The sequence below is a fragment of the Phycisphaerae bacterium genome (assembly GCA_035275405.1).
Lineage (GTDB): Bacteria > Planctomycetota > Phycisphaerae > UBA1845 > UTPLA1 > DATEMU01.
The window spans coordinates 1-24,639 of sequence record DATEMU010000006.1; the positions used below are offsets into that span (position 1 = coordinate 1).

General features: G+C 62.6%; 26 protein-coding genes. 19 read left to right on the forward strand and 7 right to left on the reverse strand.

Annotated elements, in window-relative coordinates; all coding sequences use genetic code 11:
• Window positions 1-331: 331 nt before the first annotated feature.
• The 12 genes from VJZ71_09185 to VJZ71_09240 all read left to right on the forward strand — a co-directional run bounded on the left by VJZ71_09185 (window position 332) and on the right by VJZ71_09240 (window position 8,997).
• The gene (locus VJZ71_09185; protein ID HKQ48228.1) at window positions 332-1,156 is read left to right on the forward strand and encodes a methyltransferase domain-containing protein; all 825 of its coding nucleotides are present in this window, start codon (window positions 332-334) and stop codon (window positions 1,154-1,156) included.
• Window positions 1,157-1,304: 148 nt separating this feature from the next.
• Window positions 1,305-3,275, forward strand: a complete 1,971-nt coding sequence (locus VJZ71_09190) for a HEAT repeat domain-containing protein (GenBank protein ID HKQ48229.1) — start codon at window positions 1,305-1,307, stop codon at window positions 3,273-3,275.
• Window positions 3,272-3,718: a hypothetical protein gene (locus tag VJZ71_09195; GenBank protein ID HKQ48230.1), complete on the forward strand. Its 447-nt coding sequence runs from the start codon at window positions 3,272-3,274 to the stop codon at window positions 3,716-3,718. Before VJZ71_09190 ends, VJZ71_09195 begins: the two co-directional genes overlap by 4 nt.
• Window positions 3,719-3,805: 87 nt before the next feature.
• A complete protein-coding gene (mgtE, locus tag VJZ71_09200) occupies window positions 3,806-5,194 on the forward strand; it encodes a magnesium transporter (protein HKQ48231.1) in 1,389 nt (462 codons plus the stop codon).
• A 100-nt stretch (window positions 5,195-5,294) separates the two neighbouring features.
• Window positions 5,295-5,678 carry a metalloregulator ArsR/SmtB family transcription factor gene (locus VJZ71_09205; GenBank protein HKQ48232.1) on the forward strand — a complete coding sequence of 128 codons (384 nt, stop codon included), beginning with the start codon at window positions 5,295-5,297 and terminating at the stop codon, window positions 5,676-5,678.
• On the forward strand, window positions 5,675-6,154 hold the full coding sequence (locus tag VJZ71_09210; protein HKQ48233.1) for an SRPBCC family protein: 480 nt from the start codon (window positions 5,675-5,677) through the stop codon (window positions 6,152-6,154). The genes VJZ71_09205 and VJZ71_09210 overlap by 4 nt, the downstream gene beginning before the upstream one ends.
• A 38-nt stretch (window positions 6,155-6,192) precedes the next feature.
• Entirely contained in the window at window positions 6,193-6,684 is a 492-nt protein-coding gene (locus tag VJZ71_09215; GenBank protein HKQ48234.1) for an SRPBCC family protein, read from the forward strand.
• Window position 6,685: 1 nt separating this feature from the next.
• Window positions 6,686-7,093, forward strand: a complete 408-nt coding sequence (locus tag VJZ71_09220; protein ID HKQ48235.1) for a hypothetical protein — start codon at window positions 6,686-6,688, stop codon at window positions 7,091-7,093.
• Between the two features lie 28 nt (window positions 7,094-7,121).
• Window positions 7,122-7,502, forward strand: coding sequence for a Rid family detoxifying hydrolase (locus VJZ71_09225; protein HKQ48236.1), 381 nt, complete (start codon window positions 7,122-7,124; stop codon window positions 7,500-7,502).
• 5 nt (window positions 7,503-7,507) lie between these two features.
• Window positions 7,508-8,056 (forward strand): GNAT family N-acetyltransferase, encoded by a 549-nt coding sequence (locus VJZ71_09230; protein ID HKQ48237.1) that lies wholly within the window; start codon window positions 7,508-7,510, stop codon window positions 8,054-8,056.
• Between the two features lie 21 nt (window positions 8,057-8,077).
• Entirely contained in the window at window positions 8,078-8,575 is a 498-nt protein-coding gene (locus VJZ71_09235; protein HKQ48238.1) for a GNAT family N-acetyltransferase, read from the forward strand.
• A gap of 38 nt (window positions 8,576-8,613) precedes the next feature.
• Complete coding sequence (locus VJZ71_09240; protein ID HKQ48239.1) at window positions 8,614-8,997, forward strand: DUF1801 domain-containing protein; 384 nt, start codon at window positions 8,614-8,616, stop codon at window positions 8,995-8,997.
• Between the two features lie 9 nt (window positions 8,998-9,006).
• Here VJZ71_09240 and VJZ71_09245 read toward each other — a convergent pair whose 3' ends face one another.
• Window positions 9,007-9,354, reverse strand: a complete 348-nt coding sequence (locus VJZ71_09245; GenBank protein HKQ48240.1) for a CbrC family protein — start codon at window positions 9,352-9,354, stop codon at window positions 9,007-9,009.
• Here VJZ71_09245 and VJZ71_09250 point away from each other — a divergent pair.
• Window positions 9,333-10,097 carry a DNA alkylation repair protein gene (locus VJZ71_09250; protein HKQ48241.1) on the forward strand — a complete coding sequence of 255 codons (765 nt, stop codon included), beginning with the start codon at window positions 9,333-9,335 and terminating at the stop codon, window positions 10,095-10,097. The genes VJZ71_09245 and VJZ71_09250 overlap by 22 nt on opposite strands.
• Before the next feature lie 12 nt (window positions 10,098-10,109).
• On the opposite strand, the gene VJZ71_09255 is transcribed toward VJZ71_09250, so the two are convergent.
• The 4 genes from VJZ71_09255 to VJZ71_09270 form a co-directional block, all read right to left on the reverse strand.
• On the reverse strand, window positions 10,110-12,008 hold the full coding sequence (locus VJZ71_09255) for an adenylate/guanylate cyclase domain-containing protein (GenBank protein HKQ48242.1): 1,899 nt from the start codon (window positions 12,006-12,008) through the stop codon (window positions 10,110-10,112).
• The gene (locus VJZ71_09260) at window positions 12,008-13,144 is read right to left on the reverse strand and encodes a hypothetical protein (GenBank protein ID HKQ48243.1); all 1,137 of its coding nucleotides are present in this window, start codon (window positions 13,142-13,144) and stop codon (window positions 12,008-12,010) included. Before VJZ71_09260 ends, VJZ71_09255 begins: the two co-directional genes overlap by 1 nt.
• A 176-nt stretch (window positions 13,145-13,320) precedes the next feature.
• Complete coding sequence (locus VJZ71_09265; GenBank protein HKQ48244.1) at window positions 13,321-15,318, reverse strand: nucleoside-diphosphate sugar epimerase/dehydratase; 1,998 nt, start codon at window positions 15,316-15,318, stop codon at window positions 13,321-13,323.
• A gap of 203 nt (window positions 15,319-15,521) precedes the next feature.
• Window positions 15,522-16,505 (reverse strand): hypothetical protein, encoded by a 984-nt coding sequence (locus VJZ71_09270; GenBank protein HKQ48245.1) that lies wholly within the window; start codon window positions 16,503-16,505, stop codon window positions 15,522-15,524.
• Window positions 16,506-16,664: 159 nt separating this feature from the next.
• Here VJZ71_09270 and VJZ71_09275 point away from each other — a divergent pair, with 159 nt between their 5' ends.
• The 4 genes from VJZ71_09275 to VJZ71_09290 all read left to right on the forward strand — a co-directional run bounded on the left by VJZ71_09275 (window position 16,665) and on the right by VJZ71_09290 (window position 20,872).
• Window positions 16,665-18,254 carry a HAMP domain-containing sensor histidine kinase gene (locus VJZ71_09275; GenBank protein HKQ48246.1) on the forward strand — a complete coding sequence of 530 codons (1,590 nt, stop codon included), beginning with the start codon at window positions 16,665-16,667 and terminating at the stop codon, window positions 18,252-18,254.
• A 5-nt stretch (window positions 18,255-18,259) separates the two neighbouring features.
• The gene (locus VJZ71_09280; GenBank protein HKQ48247.1) at window positions 18,260-19,327 is read left to right on the forward strand and encodes an SGNH/GDSL hydrolase family protein; all 1,068 of its coding nucleotides are present in this window, start codon (window positions 18,260-18,262) and stop codon (window positions 19,325-19,327) included.
• 283 nt (window positions 19,328-19,610) lie between these two features.
• Window positions 19,611-20,402, forward strand: coding sequence for a UvrB/UvrC motif-containing protein (locus VJZ71_09285; GenBank protein HKQ48248.1), 792 nt, complete (start codon window positions 19,611-19,613; stop codon window positions 20,400-20,402).
• 119 nt (window positions 20,403-20,521) lie between these two features.
• Window positions 20,522-20,872, forward strand: coding sequence for a nucleotide pyrophosphohydrolase (locus tag VJZ71_09290; protein HKQ48249.1), 351 nt, complete (start codon window positions 20,522-20,524; stop codon window positions 20,870-20,872).
• Window positions 20,873-20,878: 6 nt separating this feature from the next.
• On the opposite strand, the gene VJZ71_09295 is transcribed toward VJZ71_09290, so the two are convergent.
• Complete coding sequence (locus VJZ71_09295) at window positions 20,879-22,291, reverse strand: hypothetical protein (protein HKQ48250.1); 1,413 nt, start codon at window positions 22,289-22,291, stop codon at window positions 20,879-20,881.
• A 66-nt stretch (window positions 22,292-22,357) separates the two neighbouring features.
• Here VJZ71_09295 and VJZ71_09300 point away from each other — a divergent pair, with 66 nt between their 5' ends.
• Complete coding sequence (locus tag VJZ71_09300; protein HKQ48251.1) at window positions 22,358-22,495, forward strand: hypothetical protein; 138 nt, start codon at window positions 22,358-22,360, stop codon at window positions 22,493-22,495.
• A gap of 12 nt (window positions 22,496-22,507) precedes the next feature.
• The gene (gene acpS / locus VJZ71_09305; protein ID HKQ48252.1) at window positions 22,508-22,894 is read left to right on the forward strand and encodes a holo-ACP synthase; all 387 of its coding nucleotides are present in this window, start codon (window positions 22,508-22,510) and stop codon (window positions 22,892-22,894) included.
• A 52-nt stretch (window positions 22,895-22,946) separates the two neighbouring features.
• Here the strand turns inward: acpS and obgE are convergent, their stop codons facing one another.
• On the reverse strand, window positions 22,947-23,963 hold the full coding sequence (gene obgE / locus VJZ71_09310; protein ID HKQ48253.1) for a GTPase ObgE: 1,017 nt from the start codon (window positions 23,961-23,963) through the stop codon (window positions 22,947-22,949).
• Window positions 23,964-24,639 lie beyond the last annotated feature (676 nt).

Consider the following 24,639-nt stretch of genomic DNA (forward strand, 5'->3'; position numbering starts at 1 on the left):
TGGATCATCGCCCTGCTACCCGACGCCGCACGCCCCGCGCCTGTGGCCTGCCCAGCGGCGGCCTTGTGAATTGTCCCTTGGGAGACTGTGAATGAAAACCCGAAAACGAGCCTTGCAAACGGAGAGAACATCTTGTTCCACCAACAAAAAAACAACCCCCGGCGTTTTCACCTTTTTTCGGCTTTTCTCGGCCAAAAAAAAATTCTGCGCCGATAGTGCTTCCAGTGGGCCATTCCGAGTTCCGCATTCCGAACTCGCCCCATCCTGCCCAATCCTATTCGCTTTCGAGATCGTCCAGCGTTTCGACCCCCCTTCCGTTATCATTCCGCTCGTGTCCCAGCGAACCCTCGAAGCCCACTACCTCCCCAACTGGCGCCTCACCCAGGCCCATGGTCTGTCCGGCTACAACTGCGGGTATGCCGTTCAACGGGGAGGGGCGAGCTTTCACGAACACCAGCAGGCCCTCGTCTGGCGGCTCATCGGCGAGATGGCCATCGGCCCCAAATCGACCGTCGTCGATGTCGGCTGCGGGATCGGAGGACCCGCGGGCTGGATCACCGAGCGCTACCAGCCGCGGCGGCTCATTGGCGTGGAATACCTCTGGTCGAGCGTTGCGGCGGCCCACGCCCGCGCTGCCGCCGAGGCCGATCGCGACAGGCCGGCCTCGCGACCGATTTTTGTGCAAGGCGACGCCCATCGCCTCCCCCTGGCCGATGGGTCCGTCGATGTCATTTTCAACCTGGAGTCGGCCCTCCACTACCCCGACAAGCGAACCTTCATTTCCGAGTGCCGCCGCATCCTCGCGCCCGGCGGTGCGCTCTGCCTCGGGGACATCACCACGTCACATCGATGGCTCTTCACTCCCGCGCAACTGCTCAACCGGCTGCCCTCGCAATACAACTCCAACGTCTGGCTCTGGTCGCCCAAGGACTACCGCCGGGCCTTCGACGCCGAAGGGCTGGAACTGATCCGCCACGAGGAAGCCTCGCGGCCCGTGGCCGATTCGCTGGCCGACGGAATCGCCGAGATCCGCCACCGCGGCCCCGCCTCCATGAAAGGCTTTCGCGGCCGATTCTTCTATCTGGCCTTTCTCGAAAAACTGCTCCGCGCGAGGCTCTTGCGGTACGACCTCTTTTGTCTGCGCCGTAGCCGATAACCCACCTCCCTCGCCCGGTGAGGGAGAGGACTGGGGTGAGGGTCAAAAGACCACATGGCTCGACACGGGTGGTACGCCGTCGCCATAACTAACCCGCCCGCCGCCGCGCGCCGATGGGGGCTGGGGGGTCTCGCGCGAAGCGACGGTCATGGCGAAGCGACCGAAAATACTGGACATCCTGGCCCGGATCGACGATCCCGTCGCCGACGAAGCGATGGTCGCCGGCATCCTTTACGTCGACGCCGACTTGCAGACGGAGATTGTGGACCTGCTCCTCTCGCGCGGCCACGACCTTGGTCTTGCGGCCCTGCCCCAGCTCTACGACAAGCTGGAAGAAGACTCGCAGCGGCGGATCGTCGGCCAGACGGCCCAGCTCTTCTCGGCGATGCGCTCCTGCGTCCGCGGTCCAGACGTGCAGACGCGGCTGAACACCTTGCGGATCATTCGCGACAGCAAGAATCTCCGTCTGGCGTACCTCGTCGCCCTGGCGATGCACGACGGCGCCGCCAAGGTCCGCGCCGAAGCGGCGACGACGCTTCTGGCCCTTTCCGAATATCACGACGCGACCTACGCCGAGACGACGGCCGCCCTGCGCGAATCGGCCGACGACGAGGACCTTGCCCAACCCATTGTCGCCACGCTCCAGATGCTCCGCGAAGAGCGGCAGTTCCTGTTCGCCGCGCTCCGCGAAAGCCTGGAAAGCTACGAGAGCCACCATCGACCGGAGGTATTGGCCGCGGCGATGGCTCACGCCGACGAGCTGGAGGATTCGCTCTTCAAGAACAGCACGCTGAAGCGCGGAAAGCTCACGCACGCCATGCTCGAAATCCTCGCCGGCACCCTGGTCGTCAACTCGGCGATCAGGAGCGGCGCGGCGAACTCCCGATACGTCCCCTTTCTCTACGTGGCCCTGCGCTACCCCGAGCTTCGCCGCCGCGTAATGAACCACATCTCGACCAACAGCGACCCCGAATTCTTCGTCGAGTTCATCCGCTGCGGTTGGCTGGCCCGCGACCCCGGCAATCGGCGGCACCTGTCCGCCGTCCGCTTGCTCACTTGGCTGGGGGACGGCTTCGAACCCGCCTTCACCCTGCCGCCGGAAATCGCCGCCAAGCTACCCGGCTGGCTCCTGGCATTTGGCCTGCCCTCCGACCAGAAGGTCGCCATCCTGCTGAACCTCCTGCTGATTGACAATCTGGAAGCCAACCGCGCCGCCCTCTGGGCCTTGACGCAGATCCAGACGCCCAGCGCCTCCCTCGCGCTGCAGGGCGCGGCGGACCACGAGGCCGAATCGGTCCGCCGCATGGCCCAGTTCGAAATCGCCCACCGCCGGCGCATGGAAGAGCGTCATGTCCACCATGCCCGGAAAGACCGCCCCGCCGAGTGGGCCCAGCTATTGGAACGCGCGGGGATCAGCGAGGAGTTCGACGACTTGTGGCGAAACTTCGAGGGATTGCAGCCCGCCCAGGCGCAGCTCGCCGGCCAATTCGCGCCCGAATATGTCGAAGGGCTGAACCTGCACGTCCAGAACAAAATGCTCGACGCGCAGCCCGCCGAACGACTTCGCGCAGTTCGCTTCGTTACGACGCTGCGAATCGTCGACCGGTTTCGAAAAGACTTGTTCAGCCTCGCCAACGATCCGATGGCAGAAGTCCGCGCGACTGTGATGAAGGCCCTGGCGGGGATCGGCGAGGCCACCAGCCGGCGGATCCTGGAGCGCGGTCTCGGCGATGATTCCCCCGCCGTGCAGGCCGCCGCGATCGAGGCGCTCGACGCGCTAGGGGCCCTGAGGAGGAACCCCGATCGGCTGCTGCCCAAAACGGAAAGCGAGGATGCGGCGGTCCGGGCCGCGGCCATCCGGGCGCTGCTCAAGATGCACGTTCCCAAGTCCGCGGTCGCGTTGGTGATGATGCTGCAGGACCCCCGCGTCGAACATCGATGCACGGCGCTTTGGATCATCGACCAGATGCGGCTCTCCGCCATCGCCCCGCGCGTGCAGACCCTGGCCGAGAACGATCAGGACCCGCGCATCGCCCGAACGGCGCAACAGGTCCTGCGACGGCTGGTGCAGCGGCCGTCGCCCGCCCCTGCGGCGCGCCCGGTGGAGGTGCCGGCATGATCCCTTGCCTGACATTGCTGGCCCAGGTGCAAAGATCCGAAAAGCTCGAGGAGATTGCCCAGGGTTTCCAATACGATAACCGGCGAACGCTGGAACTTCCCGGTGTGCAGTGGTTTCTCGTGGCCTTTGGACTGCTGTTCGTCCTCATGCTGCTCATCGCCTGGCGAACCCACCGAAATGCCGGTCAATCGCCGCATGTCAGCCCGGCCCGCTTCTTCGCAAAAGCGCTGCGCGAGATAGGGCTCAGTTTTGTCGATCGGGCCCTCCTTCGCTGGATTGCCCGCCGCAGAGCCCTGGACCAGCCGATCGTCCTCTTGTTTTCGCCCGCGCTTCTGGATCAACAGGCCTCGTCTTGCATCGATCGCCTGTCGGCGGCGCCATTGCGCCGGTACGCCCGCCAACGCTTAGACGTCGTCATGGGCCAGGTATTCGTCGAACAATAGCCGATTCTTCTCTCGTCTTCTGCCCCGACCGAGATACAATCCGCCTCCTGATCGGGACCGACAGCCGGTCCGGTGGGAGTCGGGATCATGCTGGGCGATTTGCTGCTGCCGGAGATTGAGGAGCTGATCGATACGCGGAATTTCACCGCGCTGCGCGAGGCCCTCGCCGACCTGCCCGCCGCCGACATCGCCGACATCTTCGCCGACCTGCCGCCCGAACGCGTCGCCATCATTTTCCGAATCCTACCAAGGGAAAAGGCGACGGCTGTCTTCGAATATCTGCCGCTGGAGGCGCAGGAGTCCGCCCTGCGCGCTTTGGGCCAGGAGCAGGTCGCCGCCGTGCTGAACGAAATGGCGCCGGACGACCGTACCACGCTGCTCGAGGAAATCCCCGGTGAGGCCGCCCAACGGCTCATCAGCCTCCTCTCGCCCGACGAGCGGCGCATTGCCGTGCGGCTCCTCGGCTATCCCGAAGAATCGATCGGCCGCCGCATGACGCCGGACTACGTCGCCATCCGCAAGGATTGGTCGATCTCCCACGTCTTCTCACACATCCGCCAGGTCGGCAAGGACAAGGAGACGCTCAACGTCGTCTTCGTGACCGACGAACGCGGCCATCTGATCGACGACATCCGCCTGCGCGATGTCGTCCTCGCCGACCCCAACGGGACGGTCGCGGACATTATGGACGGTCACTACGCCTTCCTTCACGCGAACGACGACCAGGAAGAGGCGGTCCGGGCATTCAAGAAATACGATCGCAGTGCGCTTCCGGTGGTGGATTCGACGAATACGCTGGTGGGAATCGTGACGATCGACGACGTGCTGGACGTGGCGGAGCGCGAAGAGACGGAAGACGTGCAGAAGATGGCGGCGGTCGCGGTGCTGGCAGAGCCCTATTTGGGCGTCACCTCGTTGACCATGGTACGCAAGCGCGCGCCGTGGCTGCTGCTCCTGTTCGCGGGAGAATTACTGACCATCTCCGCGATGCATCGTTTCGAGGAGACGCTTCAGGCCGTTGTGCTCCTGGCGATGTTCATTCCCCTCATCATCAGCAGCGGCGGAAACTCCGGCTCTCAGGCCGCGTCACTGGTCATTCGCGCCCTGGCCGTCGGCGAATTAACTATCGCCGACTGGTGGCACGTCATGCGCCGCGAGCTGCTGTCCGGCCTCATGTTCGGCTCGCTGCTCGGTCTGGCGGCCTTCATTACCGCGTTCGGCTTCGGACTGTTTCGCGCCTCGCAGGGCGATCCCAACCCCTACAACCTGCTTCTGGCGTTCGCCGTGGGGACCTCGCTCGTCGGCGTCGTGCTCTTTGGGACCCTCGTGGGGTCCATGCTCCCGCTTCTGCTTAAGCGGGCCGGCCTCGACCCCGCCGTCTCGTCCACGCCCTTCGTCGCTACGCTGGTGGATGTCACCGGCCTGGTCATCTACTTTGTAACGGCGAAGATCATTCTGCACGGGACGCTGCTTTAGACACTCTGTATCCGTTTTCCGGGAGCCGGCGAAACCGGCTCCCGAAAAACAGTAAACCAACTGGTTGACAATCTCCGCAGCCGGTGTTATATTAAACCATATGGTTTTAGATCGATCCCCCGCCCTTGACCGCGTTTTTCACGCCCTGGCCCATCCGACAAGGCGAGCGATTCTCCGCCGCCTCAGCGACCGGGAGCAGACCCTGAGCGAACTGGCCGCCCCCTTCCGGATGTCCTTTCCCGCGGCCTCGAAGCACGTCCGCGTGCTGGAGCGGGCCCGGCTGGTGCGCCGGCGCGTCGTCGGTCGTACGCACCTTTGTCGGATCGCGCCGCGCCCTCTCGCCCAGGCCGACGAGTGGCTGGAGGGCTATCGCCGCATCTGGGAGGAGCGATATCAGCGACTGGATGACTTGTTGGAAGAGATGAAAAATGAGGAATCGGCGAGTCGCAGGTCAACCAAACCCCACGAAGGAGACCGTCCATGACCAAGGCACAACCCATGCAAGTGACGACCCCCAACGACTTGGAGATCGAGATGACCCGCGATTTCTCCGCGCCGCGGCATCTGCTCTTTCGGGCCTACACCGACCCGACGCTGATCCCGAAATGGTGGGGGCTCAGGAATCACACGACGACCGTCGACAAGATGGATGTCAGGCCGGGCGGCGGCTGGCGATACGTATGCCGCGATCAAGACGGCAATGTATTCGCATTCCGGGGCGAATATCGGGAGGTCGTTCCGCCCAGCAAACTGGTCTATACATTTGAATTCGAGCCGATGGCCGGACACGTCATGACGGAGACGATCCTCTTTGAAGAGAAGGGCCGCACAACACGCGTGACGACTCGCTCCGCCTTCACGTCGAAGGAAGATCGGGATGGGATGATCGCTTCCGGTATGGAGCAGGGAGCGACCGAGTCCTGCGAACGGCTGGACGAGCTACTGGCAACGTTGTCGTGAAACAAGAACAGGCGTTCTAACCAATAGAGGGATTGCCGATGAATCGTGGGAAATTGAAAATCACGACGCCCGGCGACCGCGAGGTCGTCATGACCCGCGCCTTCAACGCCCCGCGCCATCTGGTCTGGCAGGCGCTGACCAAACCCGATTTAGTCAAACGTTGGCTGCTCGGGCCGCCTGGCTGGTCGATGCCGGTCTGCGAGATCGATCTGAAAGTGGGTGGCGCCTACCGTTACGTTTGGCGCCAGGATTCCAATGGGCTCCTGATGGGGATGCGCGGCGTCTATCGCGAGGTCGTGGCGCCCGAACGCCTCGTCGCCACCGAAGTGTTCGACGAATCGTGGTACCCAGGCGAGGCCCTGGATACGACGGTCCTCGTTGAACAAGGCGGCACGACGACGGTCACGCTCACGGTCCTCTACGACTCGCGGGAAGCCCGTGACACCGTACTCAAGACCCCGATGACGGAAGGCGTGGCCGGAGGCTACGACCGGCTGGAGGAGTTGCTGGCCTCGGGAACGGTCCGATGAGATGAACAAACGCCCGCACTCGCTCACGATCATCGGCTGGGTTTTTGTCGGCGTCGGGGCCATCGGTCTGGTTCGCGGCGCGTGGTCGCTGACGGGCATTGCCCAACCGTGGTCGGGAATGGATGCCAAAACGGAGCCGCTCCGAGACGCGGTCTATGTCATAGGCAGCGGGCTCATGGCGGGCGTCGGCGGCGAGTTCGCGCTTCGTGGACGCAACTGGGCACGCTGGCTGCTCGTCGCCTGGATGGGCTTCCATATTGTTCTGAGCCTGTTCCATTCGGCGACGGAGTTGGCAGTGCACGGCGCGTTGTTCGCGGTGATAATGTGGTTTCTGTTCCGGCCACGGGAGACGGCGTATTTTCGGGGTGCTCGGCCGGAAAGAGGGTCGTCTTGCGTGTTCGAGGAATGAGTACGGGGCTTAGCCCATGAGGTTCGACATGGAAATCGAAGTCATAGCCACTCCCAACGCTCCCAAGTCGGTAGGCCCCTACTCCCAGGCCACACGCGCCGGCGGATTTATTTTCTGCGCGGGCCAAGGCGGATTCGACCCAAAGAGTGGACGTCTCGTCGATGGCGGGATCCGTGAACAAACAAGACAGGTCCTCCGCAACATCGGCGCCATCCTCGACGCAGGCGGAAGTAGTCTCCGTCGCGTCGTGAAAGTCACTGTCTTTCTGCACGACTGGAAGTATTTTGGGGCGATGAACGAAGTCTTTGCCGAATTCTTCCCTGAAAAACCGCCGGCGCGATCAACGGTACAGGGCGAGCGCTGGCCGGAAGGATCGCTGGTAGCCATTGAGGCGATCGCCTTGGCCTGACGGAGTTGATCGGATTGAGACGTTTTGAACTACAACCTCACCTCGTCGGTGAACTTTTGGAACTTCGACCGCTTCGACCGGAGGACTGGGCGGCGCTGTTCGCCGTCGCGGCGGACCCGTTGATTTGGGAACAGCATCCCGCCCGCGACCGGTACAAGGAGAACGTATTTCGCGAGTTTTTTCAGGAGGCGATTGACTCGGGCGGGGCGTTCGTCGTCATCGACCGCAAGACGCAGGAAATCATCGGCTCGTCGCGGTACTTTGGATACGACGCCGAAAAGAGCGAAATCGAGATCGGCTGGACCTTCCTCGCCCGCGCCTATTGGGGAGGGGAATACAACGGCGAGATGAAGCGACTCATGCTCGATCACGCCTTCAAGTTCGTAGATCGCGTCATCTTTATCATCGGGCCGGAAAATCGACGCTCTCGGCGGGCCGTCGAGAAAATCGGCGCGGTGTTTGCGGGCCGGCGGGAGAGAAAAGATGCACAGGGGAAAACCGCTGAAATCGTGGTCTATGAAATCACCCAGGCGGCCTACACCGCGCGGGCATGACGAGTTTACAATGAGGAGACGATGATACCGTCGGCGGCGACCGCGCCGCCCGCCTCTCATCGCATTCGCACCATGGAAATTCGCGCACTACGCCCCGAGGAACACGACGCATGGCTCAGCCTCCGCGAGGAACTCTGGCCGGATCTCTCGCGAGATGATTTGAGATGGGAGCTGTTCGACGTACTTGCCGACCGCACGCGGAACCATACGCTGGTCGCGGTGGACGGGAAAGGGGGATTGGTCGGCTTCGTCGAAGTATCGATGCGCGAATGGGCAGAAGGATGTACAACGCACCCCGTGGGATACATCGAGGCCTGGTATGTTCGTAGCGCGTGTCATCGGCAGGGCATCGGCCGGCGGCTGGTGGAAGCGGCCGAGGATTGGGCCCGGTCGCGCGGATGCTTGGAGATGGGTTCCGACGCGGACTTGAGCAATGAGATCAGCCATCGCGCGCATGGTGCACTGGGATATTCCGAGGTCGGCCGGGCGGTTCTGTTCAGCAAGAAACTCGCGCCCTAGGTATTGGAACGCGCCCCATATTGGTGGGAACTTGGGTAATGGCCGGAAAGACAAAAACCAAGGCCACGTCACACGATGAGTATCTCGCCGTCCTACCCGCCACCCAGCGGACCGCGCTGGTGAAACTCCGCAAGGCCATTCGCTCGGCGGCGCCAAAGGCCGAAGAATGCATCAGCTATCAGCTCGCCGCGTTTCGGCATGACGGGAAGATGCTCGTGGCATACGGCGCGACGCCGAAGCACTGCGCCTTCTATCTCATGAGCAATAAGACGGTGGCGGCGCACAAGAAGGGACTCAAGGACTACGAAACGAGCGCGGGCACCATTCGCTTCCCGGCGAGTAAGCCTCTATCGGCAGCTCTTGTGCAGAAACTAGTCAAGGCCCGGATCGCGGAGAATGCGGAGAGCAAGAGACTGAAGTAGCGGAGCTCTTCAGTCACAATCCAGAGTAGCGTCGAAATGTGGGTAAATCGTTGAATCGTTAAAGGTGATTCCGCGTTCAGCCGCCGATCCATCGGCAATGCACCACGGACATATTCTCAGGTCGTCCGTCGCCGGTGATTCGCTGTATTGAGGTCCCGTGTATATCAATCCCCGTGGACGCTTGCAGATGTCGCAAGCGACCGCGGATCGTTCAAAAATGCGCTCCGGGACTGAATCGGGAAACAGCGAAAAAGCTGGAAGCACTTCCATTAGTTCATTGTACACTGATTCATTCGCGCGCCGACTTGGCCTAAAGACGAAGGTGGAGGACACGCATGCGCCGTAAGAAAAAACCATCTCGCGATAATCAAACTCTAAAAAAAGAACCGCGACGGTCGCCAAGAGTCGAGGCCGGGGCCGTCCTCGCCTCCCTCAAGCGCCTGGCTTCCAAGAAAACCCGCGAGGAGATGGGGCCGCGGTATGGCGTCCACACCGATAGGGCCTTCGGCGTGCCGGTCGGGAAGATTCAGCAACTGGGCAAGCGCCTCGGGCGCAGTCATGAACTCGCCGCCGAGCTATGGAAGTCCGGCTGGTACGAGGCGCGGATGCTGGCCGCGTTCGTCGACGAGCCGCTGCGCGTCACGCCGGCGCAGATGGACCGCTGGTGCCGGGATTTCGACAACTGGGGCATCTGCGACACGGTCTGTTTCAAACTGTTCGACCAGGTGCCGGCGGCGATCGCCTTCCGCAAGGTCGGGCAATGGTCCCGCGAGAAGGGCGAGTTCCAGAAGCGCGCGGCCTTTGCACTGTTGGCGTGCGTCGCCCTGCACGACAAGACGACCGGCGACGCGCCGTTTGTAAGATCATTGTCCCTGATTGAGCGTGCTGCCACGGACGAGCGCAACTTCGTCAAAAAGGCCGTTAGTTGGGCGCTGCGCTCGATCGGCCAGCGCAGCTCGAAGCTCCATACACTGGCAATGGCGACCTCTAAACGCCTCGCCGCATCGTCCACCGCCGCCGCGCGATGGGTCGGTAAAGATGCCCTGCGCGACCTCAGCCGTCCCGCAGCAGAGCGTCGGATTCAGTCGCGAGACCGGTAAACCTTCCGGGACTTACGGCTCCTCTGCCCCGACGACAAACAACTGCTGCGCCTCCTGAACACCCTTGACTTCCACCGTCCGCCAGGGCCGCACCGAGTATCCGTCGCCGATTCGATCACGGACCTCCTGACTGATGAGGATCTCTCCGTGGCTGGTGAGCTTTTCAATCCGCGCCGCCAAATTGACCGTGTGGCCGATGACGCTGTAGTTCGAACGTCGACGCGTGCCGATGTGGCCCGCCGCGGCGGGTCCGGAATGGATACCCACGCCGCACGAGAGCGCCGCCTCGCCGCGAGCGGCGCGAGCTCGGTTCAAGTCCGCCAGCCGCCGTTTGATGGCAATCGCCGTACGAACCGCGCGGTCCGCATGATCCGCCTGGGCCAATGGAACTGAATACACGGCCATCAGTGCGTCGCCAACGAACTTGTCGAGGAAGCCGTCGTTTTCGAAAACGGCGGGCGCAATATGCGTGAAGTATTCGTTGAGCATCGCCGCCACATCCTCCGGCGGCCGCTCTTCGGCGACGGATGTGTAACTCCGCAGGTCGCAGAACAGTACCGAGACCTCCCGCACGTGCGTTTGCATGATCGTCTGGGGATCGGCACGCAAGGCCTCAAGAACATTCTCCGACACTGATTGCCCAAAGAGCGCTTCGATTCGCCGGTTCCGTTCCATCAATCGCCGTGTTCGCGCATTCTGGATCAGCCATTGCGCGACCAGGCCCGTTCCAAGCGACAACCCCATGGCCGCCAGTGGACCGGCCAGCGGCAGCAGGACGCCGCGGTGGAACATCGCAAAACACACGAGCGTCCAGCCGAGGAGAAACAAGCTCACGCCGCCGATCACAATTGCAGCGAGGTAATAGCCTCCGCGCCGACCGGTAAACCACCGCTGCTGATTCCACGCGACCAGTCCGGCCAGCAAAGCCAGCACAGCGGCCAGACCCTGTGCGGGAAGTTCACTGGCCCAGTATTCGTCGAAGATCCGGCCGCTCAGAATCTGGGCGATGACATTGGCGTGGTAATAGACGCCGGGGTCCACGCCCGCCAGCGGCATGGCGAACTGGTCGGCGATCATGCGAGACTCGCCCACGAGAATGATCGCGTCCTTCACCATAAGAGGATCGAACTGGTTGGTCGCCGCCTGCTCGAACGTGAGCGTCGTCCAGCCCTGTCCCTGCGCGGCGGTAAAATCGACCAAAGCGCGCGGCGCGAGCGTCCGACCGGCCACGTGCGCCCGCCCTCCCTCGAACATCCGCGCCACTTCCACTTGATCGCTTTTCACCAGGTACATGGCGGCCATCAACGGAAAATGCGGCAGCCGTTCGATGCCGCCGCCCGCCGCGGGGACATCGAGGTACAGGCGGGACGGCAGTCGCCGCAATACGCCATCGGAATCCGATTCGACCGAGATGTCCCCTTCCGCCGGAGCAGACGCGAGAAATATCGGGTGGGCCCGCTTGGTACGTCCGCCGGAATAGGCCGCGGCGAGGATGACGTCGGCGCCCGCGATGGCCTCCGCCAGCCGAGCGTCGGCCGCATCGTCGGTCCGATCGGAGAGGTACAGGTCCAGGGCAATGACGGCGGCACCGGCCTGCGATAGATGGTCGATGGCCGAGGCCAGGGGCTCGCGGAGATTGAGCAGGCGATCGCCGCGTTTGAGATTCTCGCGGCTGGCCTCGTCAATCTCCACGATCACTACATTCGGCGGCGGACGGCGCGGGCCGACCGCCGAGAAACGCCAATCGATGCTGGCCTGCTCGATTCGCCGAACCCAATCTTGAGTGGTCAGCGCCGCCCCGGCCAGCGCCAAAATCAGTGGGAGGAACAAGCCCAGCATCCATGTCTGCCGACGCGTAAGCACCGGCCGGTCACGCAGGTAATCCGTCGCGCTGTTGAAAGGGTCCGTCATTACCGAGCCGACGAGGCGAGTGATGGTTCGTCAGCGTCCCGGGGCAGCCGACCTTGTATCCCCGCCGCCGCCGAATCGACGACCACGATGACCTTTCCACTGCGCAGCAAGCTGGCGCCTTCGGGGCTTTGGCGAATTTTCTCCGCGTCCTCTTTGGTGAGGACAATCTGCGATGGTGCCTGGCCTGCGACCGGGTGAGCTGCCTTGACCACGACCCGCCGGCGGCCGGGCCGCGAGGTCGGTTGCGACGCAGGGCTCGTCGTCGGTTGAGACGATGCCGGGCCCTCCCAGTTCAGCATTGAAAACACCCACTCATTCGCAGAAAGCGCGTGCATTCCGCGGATGGATCCCAATTGCGGGACCACCGGCACATTCGCAGTCCGTCGTGCCGGTCGCTCCAGGCTCGCACGCAGCGTCTCAAAGGTCATGTCCGTCTCAACGTAGCGCACCGGCGGTTCGGACCTCGCCTGCGGGTCGGTTCGCGTCGCGACGTCGTACAGCACCGCGCCATCTTCCGATCGAACGACGGGAAAGAGGCACAGGTCTGTCTTGCGTCCCCGGGCATCTATGATTAATACAGATTCCGTCACATCGGCTGGGACGTTGGCCAGTGGCAGCCGCCGTCCCCCCTGCTGCAATGCCGCGCGCCTTTGGCCTTCGGAGAATACGGTGCAAATGCCACTGAGCCCCCAGAGCGGCACGCGCAATTTGACGTGGCACTCGACCGGGTTCTTGGTCTTGTCCCAGGTCGTCTCGTCCACACGCTGGCCTTTGACCACCCCGTCAAGCGTGATTCGTCCGGAGCGCACATTGCCAACGCGCCCGTGAGCGTCGATTTGAATGCCATTGGCGACGGCCAGCGCGTTTCGCGCGGCAACCAGTGACGCCGCGCGCTGGGCCCCGAGACGATCGGCCGGCCGGTTGCCGCGCAGCTTACCCACGCCCTCGACGATGATTTCTCCCGAGGTCCAGTCGATCCCGCCGCCTTTTTGGTTCACCACGTGGGGTCGGAATCCCGCGGCGATCGGCGGCAGGTCGTCGCCTCGGGCGACCCCCACGCCAACCGTCCAGATGACGATCGAGATTCCCGCCACAGCGGATCTTCGAGTCCCGAAGTCTCTCCACCTGTCGTTCATGAAGTACAACTCCCGGCGCGGTCACGCCAAGCCCGGCGGTTCATCGCGTAGTGTGTGGCGGGCATGGCCAAATCTCAAGTATCGAGAAGATCACGATAGGCGTGTGGAGACTTCAACACGTAATGGGTTTCGGACGTGGCTTCAGAGGAGTTCGGGCGGAGGCTTCGGCTGTCTTACTACGTCGCCGGCGATTCGCGCAAAGCCGCTCCGAACGACGCCGGGGTAGCATCGCTCTGGGCTGCGGCGACCGGCGATTCGATGGAGGCCTCGTCGCCGTTGCCCGGTGTGAATTCGGGGACGATCTCGCCCAGGCGGGCCTTGAGCTGCTCTTCGCTTCGTTCGTCGGCGATCGCGACGATCTCGTCGATCGCGCGTTTGACGCGGCCCCAGTCCTCGGCACGATTGCGCCAGACATAGATTTTCTCGTGCTGCGTCGGACCCATGTCCTCGCCGAGGACGGAGAGTTCTTCGTACAACTTCTCGCCGGGCCGCACGCCGGTATAAACGATCTCGATATCCTCTCCGGGGCGCAAGCCCGAGAGCGTGATCATTTCGCGGGCCAGGTCCACGATCTTGACGGGCTCGCCCATGTCCAGCACGAAGATGTCGCCGTCGTTGCCCATGACACCGGCCTGTAACACGAGCTGGGTCGCCTCAGGGATGGTCATAAAGTAGCGCGTCATCGCCGGGTCGGTGACGGTCACGGGACCGCCCGCGGCGATCTGTTTCGCGAAGATCGGCACGACGCTTCCGGAAGACCCGAGGACGTTTCCGAAGCGGACCGTCATGAACTGCGTAGCCGCATCCTGGCGAAGCTGCTGGATGTACATCTCGGCGACGCGTTTGGTACAGCCCATGACACTCGTAGGATTGACGGCCTTGTCGGTAGAGATCATGACGAAGCGGGATACGTCGTGGCGCTTGGCGGCGTCGGCGACGGTCTTGGTGCCGAGGATGTTGTTTTTGATCGCCTCGCCGACGTTAGATTCCATCAGGGGGACGTGCTTGTGCGCCGCCGCGTGGAAGATGACAGCGGGCCGCTCCGACGCGAAGATCGCATCGACGCGCTTGCCATCGCAGATGTCCGCCACGTAACCGACGCGCCGAACATCTGGGGCGAGTGTGGCCAATTCCCGATCGATTTCAAAGAGGTTGTTCTCCGCCTGCTCGACGAGCACCAGCCGCGCAGGCTTGAACCGAAGCACTTGGCGGCAGATTTCCGAACCGATCGAACCGCCGGCACCGGTTACCAGCACGCGCTGATCGCGGAGGTATTCGCTGATTCTGGCCTCATCCAGCTTGACCTGCTCGCGGCCCAGCAAGTCCTTGATGTCCACGTCGCGAATCTGCGAGACGGTCACGCGGCCTTCGATCACGGCTTCCATCGCCGGGATGGTCCGGAAGCGGACGTTGAGACCCTGGAGCTGCTCGACGATGTAACGCAGTTTTTTCTGCGGCGCATTGGGCATAGCGATGAGGAGTTCTTCCACCTGTTCCCGCTTGCACACGGCGCGGACATCCTCGATGCGGCCGACGATAGGCACGCCATGAATCCGCGCGCCGTGCTTGGTCGTGTCGTCATCGAGAAAGCCGACGACGCGATACCGTTCGACGGGCATCCGCAGGATTTCCCGGAGCAGCGCTTCGCCCGTGTCGCCGGCGCCGACGATGAGGCAATGGCGATGGCCGGCCATGACGACGGGTCGCATTTCTTCATGGTAAAGCCGGACAATCAGCCGCGCACCGCAGATGACGGCGATCGTCATGCCCAGGTCCAGGAGAAACGTGGACTGCGGAAAGACGAGCGGCCGAAGCCGGCCGAGGTCGGGGTCGAAAACCTCGGCGCCCAGGAAGCTCTGTGGCGGATCCAGCCGGTTGTAATATTGCTCGAGCACAAAATAGACAACGACAAATAGAAACGTGCTGATATACGTGGCCTTCACGACGGACAAGAGGTCACGCATGCCGACATAGCGCCACGACCCGCGAAACAGGTTCATGCGCCAGAAGACCGCCGTCTTGAGGGCGACGACGATGGGAAGCAGCGGCAGGAAAAACGGCTTGAACCAGAACTCGAAGTTCTTAAAATTATAAAGGAGGCCCATGGCCAGGAAGAGCGCGAGCACGAACAGGCCGACATGCGCGGCAAACACCAGCATGCCGCGATGCTGCATCAAGCCTCGGGAAGTATTGGTTTCGCTGGACCGCGCAGTACTGAGCATATCATTGTCTTGCAAGCCGATGGCGGCTCGCACCCTCACCTTGATGTCGGCCGAGCGCCCCCCGAATGAACGGCTCGGACGCCTAAGTGGGGCATCCAGCCGCGGCAAAGGCGTCTCGGTGAACCGGTCGCCGAGCCGCCCGAACCGCATCGTGCCTAGGGCTGCGAGGCGGCCGGCGCCGTGAGGAGATCGCGGAATCTCTGAAAGAGTTCCGCATCCTCGGGCGACGAGGTGCATTTCATGGCGGCGTCGACGGCGTCGAGTGCCGTCGCATGATCGCCGTTCAGCCAGGAATAATACGCCAGGACTATGCTCGGGGCGGGAGCGTCCTGCTGGGACTTCGCCCAAATGTTTATGTTATTGAGGGCGCGCGTGAACTCCCGCGGATCCTCAAAGAAAACGTTGCGATCGAGTTTGAGATCGTCGAGCGACTTGGCGCGTTTGATGCCCGACTTCAGCAAGTTGTATGCCTGGTGTAGGTCCTGGTGCTGGTAGGCCGTCAGGACACCCGCCATATAGGGTCGAGCCTGATCGTAGTGAATATCCCGATCGAGATCAAAATAACTCCCGGCTCGGATATAATCACCACTGCGAAACGCCTGCACTCCGAGTTCATAATATTTTTGCGCGTTCTTGGAAGGAGATTCGATGAGCAGGTTGATTTCGGATTCGGCCGGGGGCGCCGAATGGGCCGCTGGGGAGACCGAACCGCCGGCGGCGGACTCCATCGTGCCTTCCGCTGAAGCGTCGGTAACGAGGTTGCGGCCCAGGTACGATGCGCTCTTGGTCGCCAGGGCGGATCGGGGACTCAAGAGGTTTCGTCGATCCAGGAGTTCGCGCATGGGATGAGTAGGAGACAACTCACTCTGGCGTTGCGCGGTCGGCCGCTGGATCGAGCGTATGATTTCGTCCAGCTGTTGGGTCCGCGTCCTCGCCCCGCGATAACGATTGCTCTGAAAGGTCCCCAGGCGGTCCCGTGGACGATCCGCCGCTCCGCGATACGCGGTGCTTTGGCGATAGGAGCGGGATCGAGCCATTGCACTTTGGCGGCCGCGCGTGAGATCCTGCGAAAATGCTGACGTGGATGCTCCCAAGAGCAGGAAGATCGCCGTCCATTTCGCCAGCACCCGACGCATCATTTCGCCTCCAAGTTCAAGGATGAGAATATGTTATGATATCGACCACTCCGCCTTGGGTCAATATGATCGCGCGGAGCGAGCCGGACGGTCCCTTTGAAGTTACGGACGCTGCGCGTGAGTTGTTTAGTAGTCATCTGATGTTTCTTGGGAACCGGCGTGATGCCCCGAATCTCGCTATTGTCGATCTCCCTGGCCGCAAAATGCCGGCTGCTTTTCGGGCTTGCCGTGTTACTTATTATTGCATCGGCCCTTTTTGTCCCGTGGTTGCGGATGCGCGATCTCGCCCACGAAGCCAATATTCAGACTGCTCGGTCGATTGCCCGGCTGGCGCTGGCGAAGAGTGATTTGGCTACAGGTAATTGGGAGATCAAGCAGCGCGCCTTGGAGGCCTGGTGGCCCGGCGGGGCCCAGGAATACGGCTTTCATTGCCCCGTACCACGCCTTATTGCGTTATCGGACCCATCCAACCCAAAGCTCCCGGGTTGGGCGGGGGAACACCTTCGTCGAGCCATAGTCGAATTGAGCCGGCGGCCGGGGCTCCCGGAGTCGGCCCCGGCCATCGACGCGGTGGACGATCAAATTGTCTACCGCGTCGTTCTGCCCGTACGCTCGACTGGCGGCAAATACCCCGTAGGAACGTTGTTGGGTGTCGTTTCCGTGGAGTATTCCGCACCCAATGCGCGGATCGAATTACTGGTCAACCTCGGCCTGAGCCTCATGGCCGGCGCGTTGGCGGGAACCCTTGCCGTCCTGGTCTTTTACCTGATCACCCAAAAGCTCATTCTCTCGCCGGTCCGGGAACTGACCCGCGTCTCCGAAAGTGTCTCGCTGGGGGATCACGGCGTGCGCAGCCAGATCGCCACCGGCGACGAATTCGAAGAGCTGGCCAGAGCCTTCAACGCGATGCTCGCTCACTTGCAGACCTCCGAAAACGAACTGCGGACGATCAATCGCAGCCTGGACACGCGGCTGGGCGAACTGGCCGAGCGAAACGTGGCCCTGTTTGAGGCGAACAAGATCAAGAGCCAGTTTCTCGCCAATGTCAGCCACGAACTCCGTACGCCGTTGACCTCGATCATCGGCTTTGCCGAACTTCTCCGCGAAGCCGCCAGTTCGGAGGGCGGCCGGATGCTCCGCTACTCCGAAAACATCATGTCCAGCGGCCGTCTCCTCCTGGGAATCATCAACGATCTCCTCGACCTGGCGAAGATTGAGGCGGGCAAACTCGAACTCCATGTCGGCCCCGTCGAGATCATCGAAATGGCCAAGAACCTGATCGATTTCATGCGCCCTCTGGCCGACAAGAAGAGCCTCCAACTCGTCGCCGATCTTCCCGAAGAGCTTCCACCGATCATTTCCGACGCCGGGCGAATTCAGCAAATCCTCTATAACCTGCTTTCGAACGCCGTAAAATTCACCCCAGACGGCGGGCTCGTGGAGTTGAAAGTCAGCCCGTCGGGTGCGGACTACGTCTCGATCGCCGTTCGGGACACCGGGATCGGCATCCCGGAAAAAGACCTCGCCAGCGTCTTTGAGAAATTCCGCCAGCTCGACGATTCCATGACCCGTGAGCACAGCGGTACCGGTCTGGGCCTGGCAATCAGCAAGGAGCTGGTGACCATGCTGGGGGGCACGATTCACGTCTCCAGCGAACTGGAAAAGGGCTCGACCTTTGTCGTCACATTGCCGATTGACGCGCAGCTCGAGGGTCAGACGACAAAGGCCCACGAAGTTCGGTTGACGTGGTAATGGCAATGATCGAGATCGAACCGCCCAGGCGACGCCGACCCATCTGGAAGCGTTTCTTGTTCGCGCTGGTGTGCCTTCTGGCGACGCTGGGGATCGCGGAATTGGGCGTCCGCCTCGCGGGTTTGGGGCCGCGCGTCTACGTACCGCGCCGCTTCTTGCCCGCCGGTGTGCCGTTCACGTTTATTAAGGAAGGATCGATCAGCTTTCCAGTTTACCAACCCAACGTCGTCTTCTCCTCAGCGTACGATCCCATCGGCGACGATCGCGGCTACCTAAAACCTGATGGAAAAGTCGCTTACCGCATAAACAGCTCCGGCTTTCGCGGCGGGCCTCTCGTCATCGAAAAGCCGCCGGCGGCGTTCCGCGTCCTTTGCCTCGGCGACTCACTGACCTTCGGCGAGGGGGTACACGAAGAAGATACCTACCCGGCGAGGCTCGAGAATTTACTTCGCGGATCGCTGAAGGGCCGCACCGTTCAAGTCATTAACGCGGGCGTGCAGGGGTACGGCACCCGCGAAGAAGTGGCCCTTTTTTTTGATCGCTGTGCAAAGCTTCAGCCCGATGTCGTTTTTCTCGGGTTCTTCCTCAACGACGCCACGCCGTTTGGCGAGACCGTCCGCCAAAATGACGAACGCTCGCGCGAGTTGCCGCTCTCCGGCTTGGCGCGTATCTCAAAGATCTGGGAAACCATCGAGCGGCGCAAGCGGGCCGCATCGCTGCAGAACGAGTATTTCGAAACGACGCGGCGGTCGTTTGATACCGAGGCCTGGCAGATCGCCAAGCAGCTACTGGCCATGATGCAGGCCGAATCAAAGAAGAGCGGCTTCCGTTTCGTCGTCGTGCTGCTTCCGATGATGTGGGGGCTCGACGGCGACTACCCCTTCGAGGGGCTGCACGCCCGCATTGCCGACGCGTGTCGGAGCGCCGGGTGCGAGATCATCGATTTACTCCCTGTCTTTCGCGGCCGTCGGCCTGAATCGCTCTGGGTCCACCCGATAGACCAGCACCCGAACGAAATCGCCCATGAACTGATCGCCCGGTCTCTGGCTGAGGCACTGGGCCCCAATCCCTAACCGACAGCGGCGGCCCTTGCGCGTGTCGCGCAATTTCTGGCGGCCCGGAGTGTTAACGCCCGATAGCACCGCACAATTGCGGAGTGCGGACCCCAAGATCGCGTAATAATTGTGTGCGAAGGCGATTCTAGATTATAGACGGTTCATCTGCCCGGCGACCGATGTTTATCGGTACGTCGCCCCCGCTCGGCAAATGACATGCGCGTAAGCAAAAAATGTGCCGGATGTCAGCCGAGTAGGGATGTATAATAAGGTAACTCCCCCGATCTGTTAGGAGCCGGTCATGGCCTCATTCGACCTTCGACGGATTCTTGCAGGATGGGAATACGAACCCAACCAGATCACAGTGCGCAAAATCACCGGCGACGACGGCTCGGTGAAGATCCAGATGCGGCTGGACCTGGGACTGCTGCAAATGGAAGTCAGCGGCCGTCCGGACGGCCAGCGTCCGCATGGCAGTGACTCGCTGCTGGCTTATCACGAGCGCCGCGTGGAGCAGCACAACGAGCGAAACGGCATCGACCTCGGATTCGAGCTGACGCCCGCCGAGTGCCAGGCCCTTCGTGAAGAATCGGTACAGTATTACCACCGCTATCTCGCCGAGTTCGTCCTTGAGGATTTTGAGGGCGTCGAGCGCGATACCGCCCGAAACCTCCGTGTACTGGATCTGTGCCGCGAGCATGCCCAGGAAGAGGGTGACCGGGTGATCCTGGAGCAATACCGCCCTTACCTGATAATGATGAACACGCGGGCCCAGGTCCATCTGGCCCTGCGCAAGGGAGCGTTCAAGACCGCCTTGGCCCGGGTCAACGCGGGACTGACGATGATCCAGGAGCTCTTCGCCGATTCCGGCCAGGAGGACGCCTTCGAGGAAGCGACGGAGGTGTCGATCCTCAACGCTCTGCGAAACGAGATCGCGGCGCGGCTACCGGCCGATCCGCTCCAGAAGCTCGAAGGCGAATTGCAAAAGGCCGTCGCCGAAGAGCGCTACGAGGACGCTGCCGTCCTGCGCAACCGCATGGAGGCGATGCGGGCGAGGCAATCCGCCCCGACGCCGCGGCGGCGGAAGAAATAGCCTCAACACTGCTTTTTCAAGCCAGTTCATGAAGCCCCCGGCAAGCTTGCCGGGGGCTTTTGACTTGGGCAACTTGCGTGCTCTGCTATCCGATACCAGAATCCGTCCAGGAGAAACGTATGACGGACGCCGACACCACCCTCCGCGATCTGCGCGAGACCGTTCGCCGCTTTGTCGACGAGCGCGACTGGAATCAGTTTCACGATCCCAAGAACCTGTCCATGGCCATCGCTACGGAGGCGGCGGAGCTGATGGAGCACTTCCGCTGGCTGACGGGCCCGCAGGCGCGCGAGCTGCGAAACGCTCCCTCCGACCTTCAGGAGGTTCGCGAGGAGCTCGCCGATATCCTCTGCTTTACGCTTTCGTTCGCCAACGCCCTCGACATCGACCTCTCGACGGCGCTGCGCGAGAAGATGCTCAAGAACGCCGAGAAGTACCCGGCCGACCGGTTTCGCGGGCGGTTTCGCTGAAGCCCGTTAGTCTCGCGGGAATTCAATCGGAGTGAAGGGTTCGTCTCGTGTCGCGGCGTACGCGGCCGAATTCCGCAGAAGATCTTCATCGGCCAGATCGCCCCGCGCGAAGGCCGCGACATCCGTCGTACGCATCACCAGGCACATGAATTCGGCTTCGGGAATCTCGTCCCGGCGTGCGAAGTTACGGATCGCATAACCGGCCACAATCCCGATGTATTGCACGGCGCCGGGCATCCGCCCCGGTGCAGGCTTTCCACGAAGCGATGGGAGGATCACCGACCGGGCAAACGCCCCCGCTCGCTTCTGAGGGGCATCCAGTGCAGGATCGACGGCGCTGTAGACCGAGTCCGAAAACGCGACTCCTATCATCACGACCGGGCCCTCGCGCAAACGCGTGAAATGGATCGGCAATCCGTCGGTCCTGGACTCACTGCCGCTCAACAGGTAATTGTTGAAGTCCAGGTTGGCGACCAGATCCGACAGTTCGTCACGAAAACCGGCCAGGATCGGCGTCTCCGCCTGCATCAGCCTCCGCCGAACCTCTTGCTGGCTGAAGGCGAACTCGCCCACATCGTAGGGCTTATTGGGATCGACCTCCGCCAGCCGTTTGGAGAGGAGCGCAGAGGTCATCTTCATTCGCTGCATGGTGTATTCGAAGCCGCCGAGGACGTCTTCGATCGGCGGCAGCGTGCGGAGCGATTCCGCCAACTCGCTCTGGGCGATCTCTTGCTCGCGCTGCCGTCGCTCCCGCTCTTCCTCGGCGCGCTGCTCGGCTTCGCGGAGCGCCCGCGCCTTTTCATCCGCTTCCGCCCGCGCATGCGCTTCGGCCTCCCGCCGGAATCGGTCGGCCTCATCCCGCCCCCGCTCTTCCGCGAGGGCCTTCGCGGCGTCGTCCGGACCGAGCAGCCGCCCGCCGACGACGTGATAGCCCTCTTTGAGCCGCCGCTGAAATTCGGCCTCTTCGACCTTCAATTCAGCCAGCGCTACGGCGAGGCGATCCTGGAACAGCTCGCGGCTTTGCGGATTCAACAGCGTGGATTGCGCGATCTCCGTCTCGGCCTGACCGATGATCGCCCCGGCAGCGTCAAAGGAATACGATCGCGTCCGCCGCCGGCCTTCGAGGATATTCGCGTTCACCAGGCGATCCAGCCGATTGAATTCTGCGGTTCTTTTCTGATTGAGCGAATAGCCGTAATACCCCAGCCCGCCAACGGCCAGGACGGCGAGGGCCAATGCGACGAGCAGGATGCGAACCGCGGGATGAGTTCGGACTTCCTCGGGTGCAAGCACGCCGTCGGACCGGCCCGGACGAGGCTTGAATCGCACCTTTGCCCGACACAAGGGGCATCGATACTTGGCGCCGATCTTCGGCTCCGAGATGCGGATCGTCATCCCGCACCGGAAACAATCGAACACGAACGGCGCGCCGGCGCTCCTCTCGGAAAATATTGGCGTCGTCAGATCAGGCATTTCCTTTCTATTATGACCGATGCAGACGAATTTCGCCACGTTTCCAAGCCGTCGCTGTTGCCGCGCCCGGTCGGTTATGGGCCGCTCCGCGATGCCGCGTGCGGCGAATCGGACATCACGATGCTTGCCGCGGGGATCGGCATCCGATAGCGTGAAGGCATCATGTCCATCGTCGCCCACGGGATTGATCTGGTCGAAATGGCCCGCGTGGAAAAGGTCTGGCGCGATCATCCCGATCGCTTTCTCGATCGCATCCTGACGAAGGCCGAGCGGGCGTATTGCGAACGGCACAAGAACCCGCTGCCGCACATCGCCGGTCGATTCGCCGCCAAAGAGGCCATTCTCAAGATGCTGGGGACAGGCTGGCGGGGGCAGATTGCCTGGACGGACATGGAGGTCACCAACGATGAGGCGGGGCAGCCGCATGTCCGCCTGAGCGGTCATACGGCCGAGATCGCGGCGTCGCGCGGGATTGAACGGATCATGCTCTCTATCACTCACGCCGAGAACTATGCCGCGGCGAGCGCGATCGGCGTGGGCCAGACCTGAGCGGCGGGCGGGGACGCCCGCCCCACGAGTTCGTCACCCACAAGGGGTGACGCTACGGGGTGCTGCCCTTCGCGGCTTCGAGCATGTCCCAGAGCCGGTTCGTGACTTTCTCCAGGCCGCGGCCGCTAACGGCGGAGACGCCGAGGACCTGGGTGCCGATCTCCTCGGCCAGGGCGGCGAGTTCGGGCGGGTCGTCGCGACCGGCGAGGTCGAGCTTGCTGGCGACGACGATTTCCGGCTTCGACGCGAGCACCTCGCTGTACTTTTCGAGTTCGCGGCGGATCGTGCGATACGCTTCGGCGGGCGTGGGCGAGCCTTCTGGCGGGAACAAATCGATCAAGTGCAGGATCACGCGCGTGCGCTCGATGTGGCGCAGGAACTGATCGCCGAGACCGACGCCCTCGTGCGCGCCTTCGATCAGGCCGGGGACGTCGGCCATGACGAATTGCCGGTAGCCCGGCAGCGCGACGATACCGAGGTTGGGCACCAGTGTCGTGAAGGGATAATCCGCGATCTTCGGCCGCGCCCGCGAGACGCGCGACAGGAGCGTGCTCTTGCCCGCGTTGGGCAGACCTACGACGCCGACATCGGCAATGAGCTTGAGTTCCAGCCGCAGCCAGCGCTCCTCGCCCGGGCTGCCATGCTCGAATTCGCGCGGCGTCTGGTGCGTCGAGCTGGCGAACTTCGCGTTGCCGCGACCGCCCTTGCCACCGCTGACGATGCAGACCCGCGACCCCGGTTCGACGAGGTCCTTGAGCAGGGCGCCCGTGTCGCGATCGTAGATCATCGTCCCCGGCGGGACGCGGACGGTCACATCCTCGCCGCGCTTGCCGGAGCAGTTGTCGCCCAGACCGGGCCGACCGGGCGGGGCGATCCAATGATGATGGCCGGTCAGGTCGACGAGGGTGGCGAGCTGCGGGTCAGCCTCGAGATAGACGCTGCCGCCGTCGCCACCATCGCCGCCGTTGGGCCCGCCCTTGGGGACGTATTTTTCCCGCCGGAAGCTGAGGCAGCCGTCGCCTCCTTTGCCGGAGCGGACGCAGATTTCGGCTTGATCGATGAAGAGCATGTAGGAAACGCCAAAAAGTGTCGCCCAGGGCGACCAAGCTGCACGCCGAGACTGGGGGAGGATAGCGGGAATGGGGGCCGCGTGCGCGGGGAGGGGGAGGGGGGGCCGAAATTGAGCGAAAACGAGCGGAACAAGGAGGCTCGCCAAGTCGAGTCTTCGACTTGAGGCTTGAGGGAAGGCGGGATGCGCATCGGCAGACGGCGCAGATTTTTGTGAAGCGCAAACGACCGCCATCGAGCGCCAACGAGGACAGTCGTTTTTTTTTTGTTGGTGGAACAAGACGGAACGAGGCGGAACGGGTCCACAGATGACGCAGATCGGCGCAGATGAAAGCCGACGACTGCTATACATCTTCCATTTTCGCGATTGAAGTTACCCATTTTATCACCGGCGGGCTTGCGGTTTGGCTGAAACGGCCCTCGCAACCTGAATTCTACTGAAACGCTCAGAACAACTTCCTCGCCAACGATCGATTGCGTTGCCCCAGCGTCGGCGCGGGGAACCTCCGATCTCACGAGCCGTAAGCCATACGCCTATAGCCGTAAGCTGGACGAAGTCGGCGGGTTCGCCGCTTCTTTTGTCCTCTGCCCGGTACTCTTGCTCCGCGCTCCCTGTAAAACAGAGCAGTTGAGCAGGGGAACAGGCGAGCAGGTGGAACAGGGGCCCGGGGGTCAGG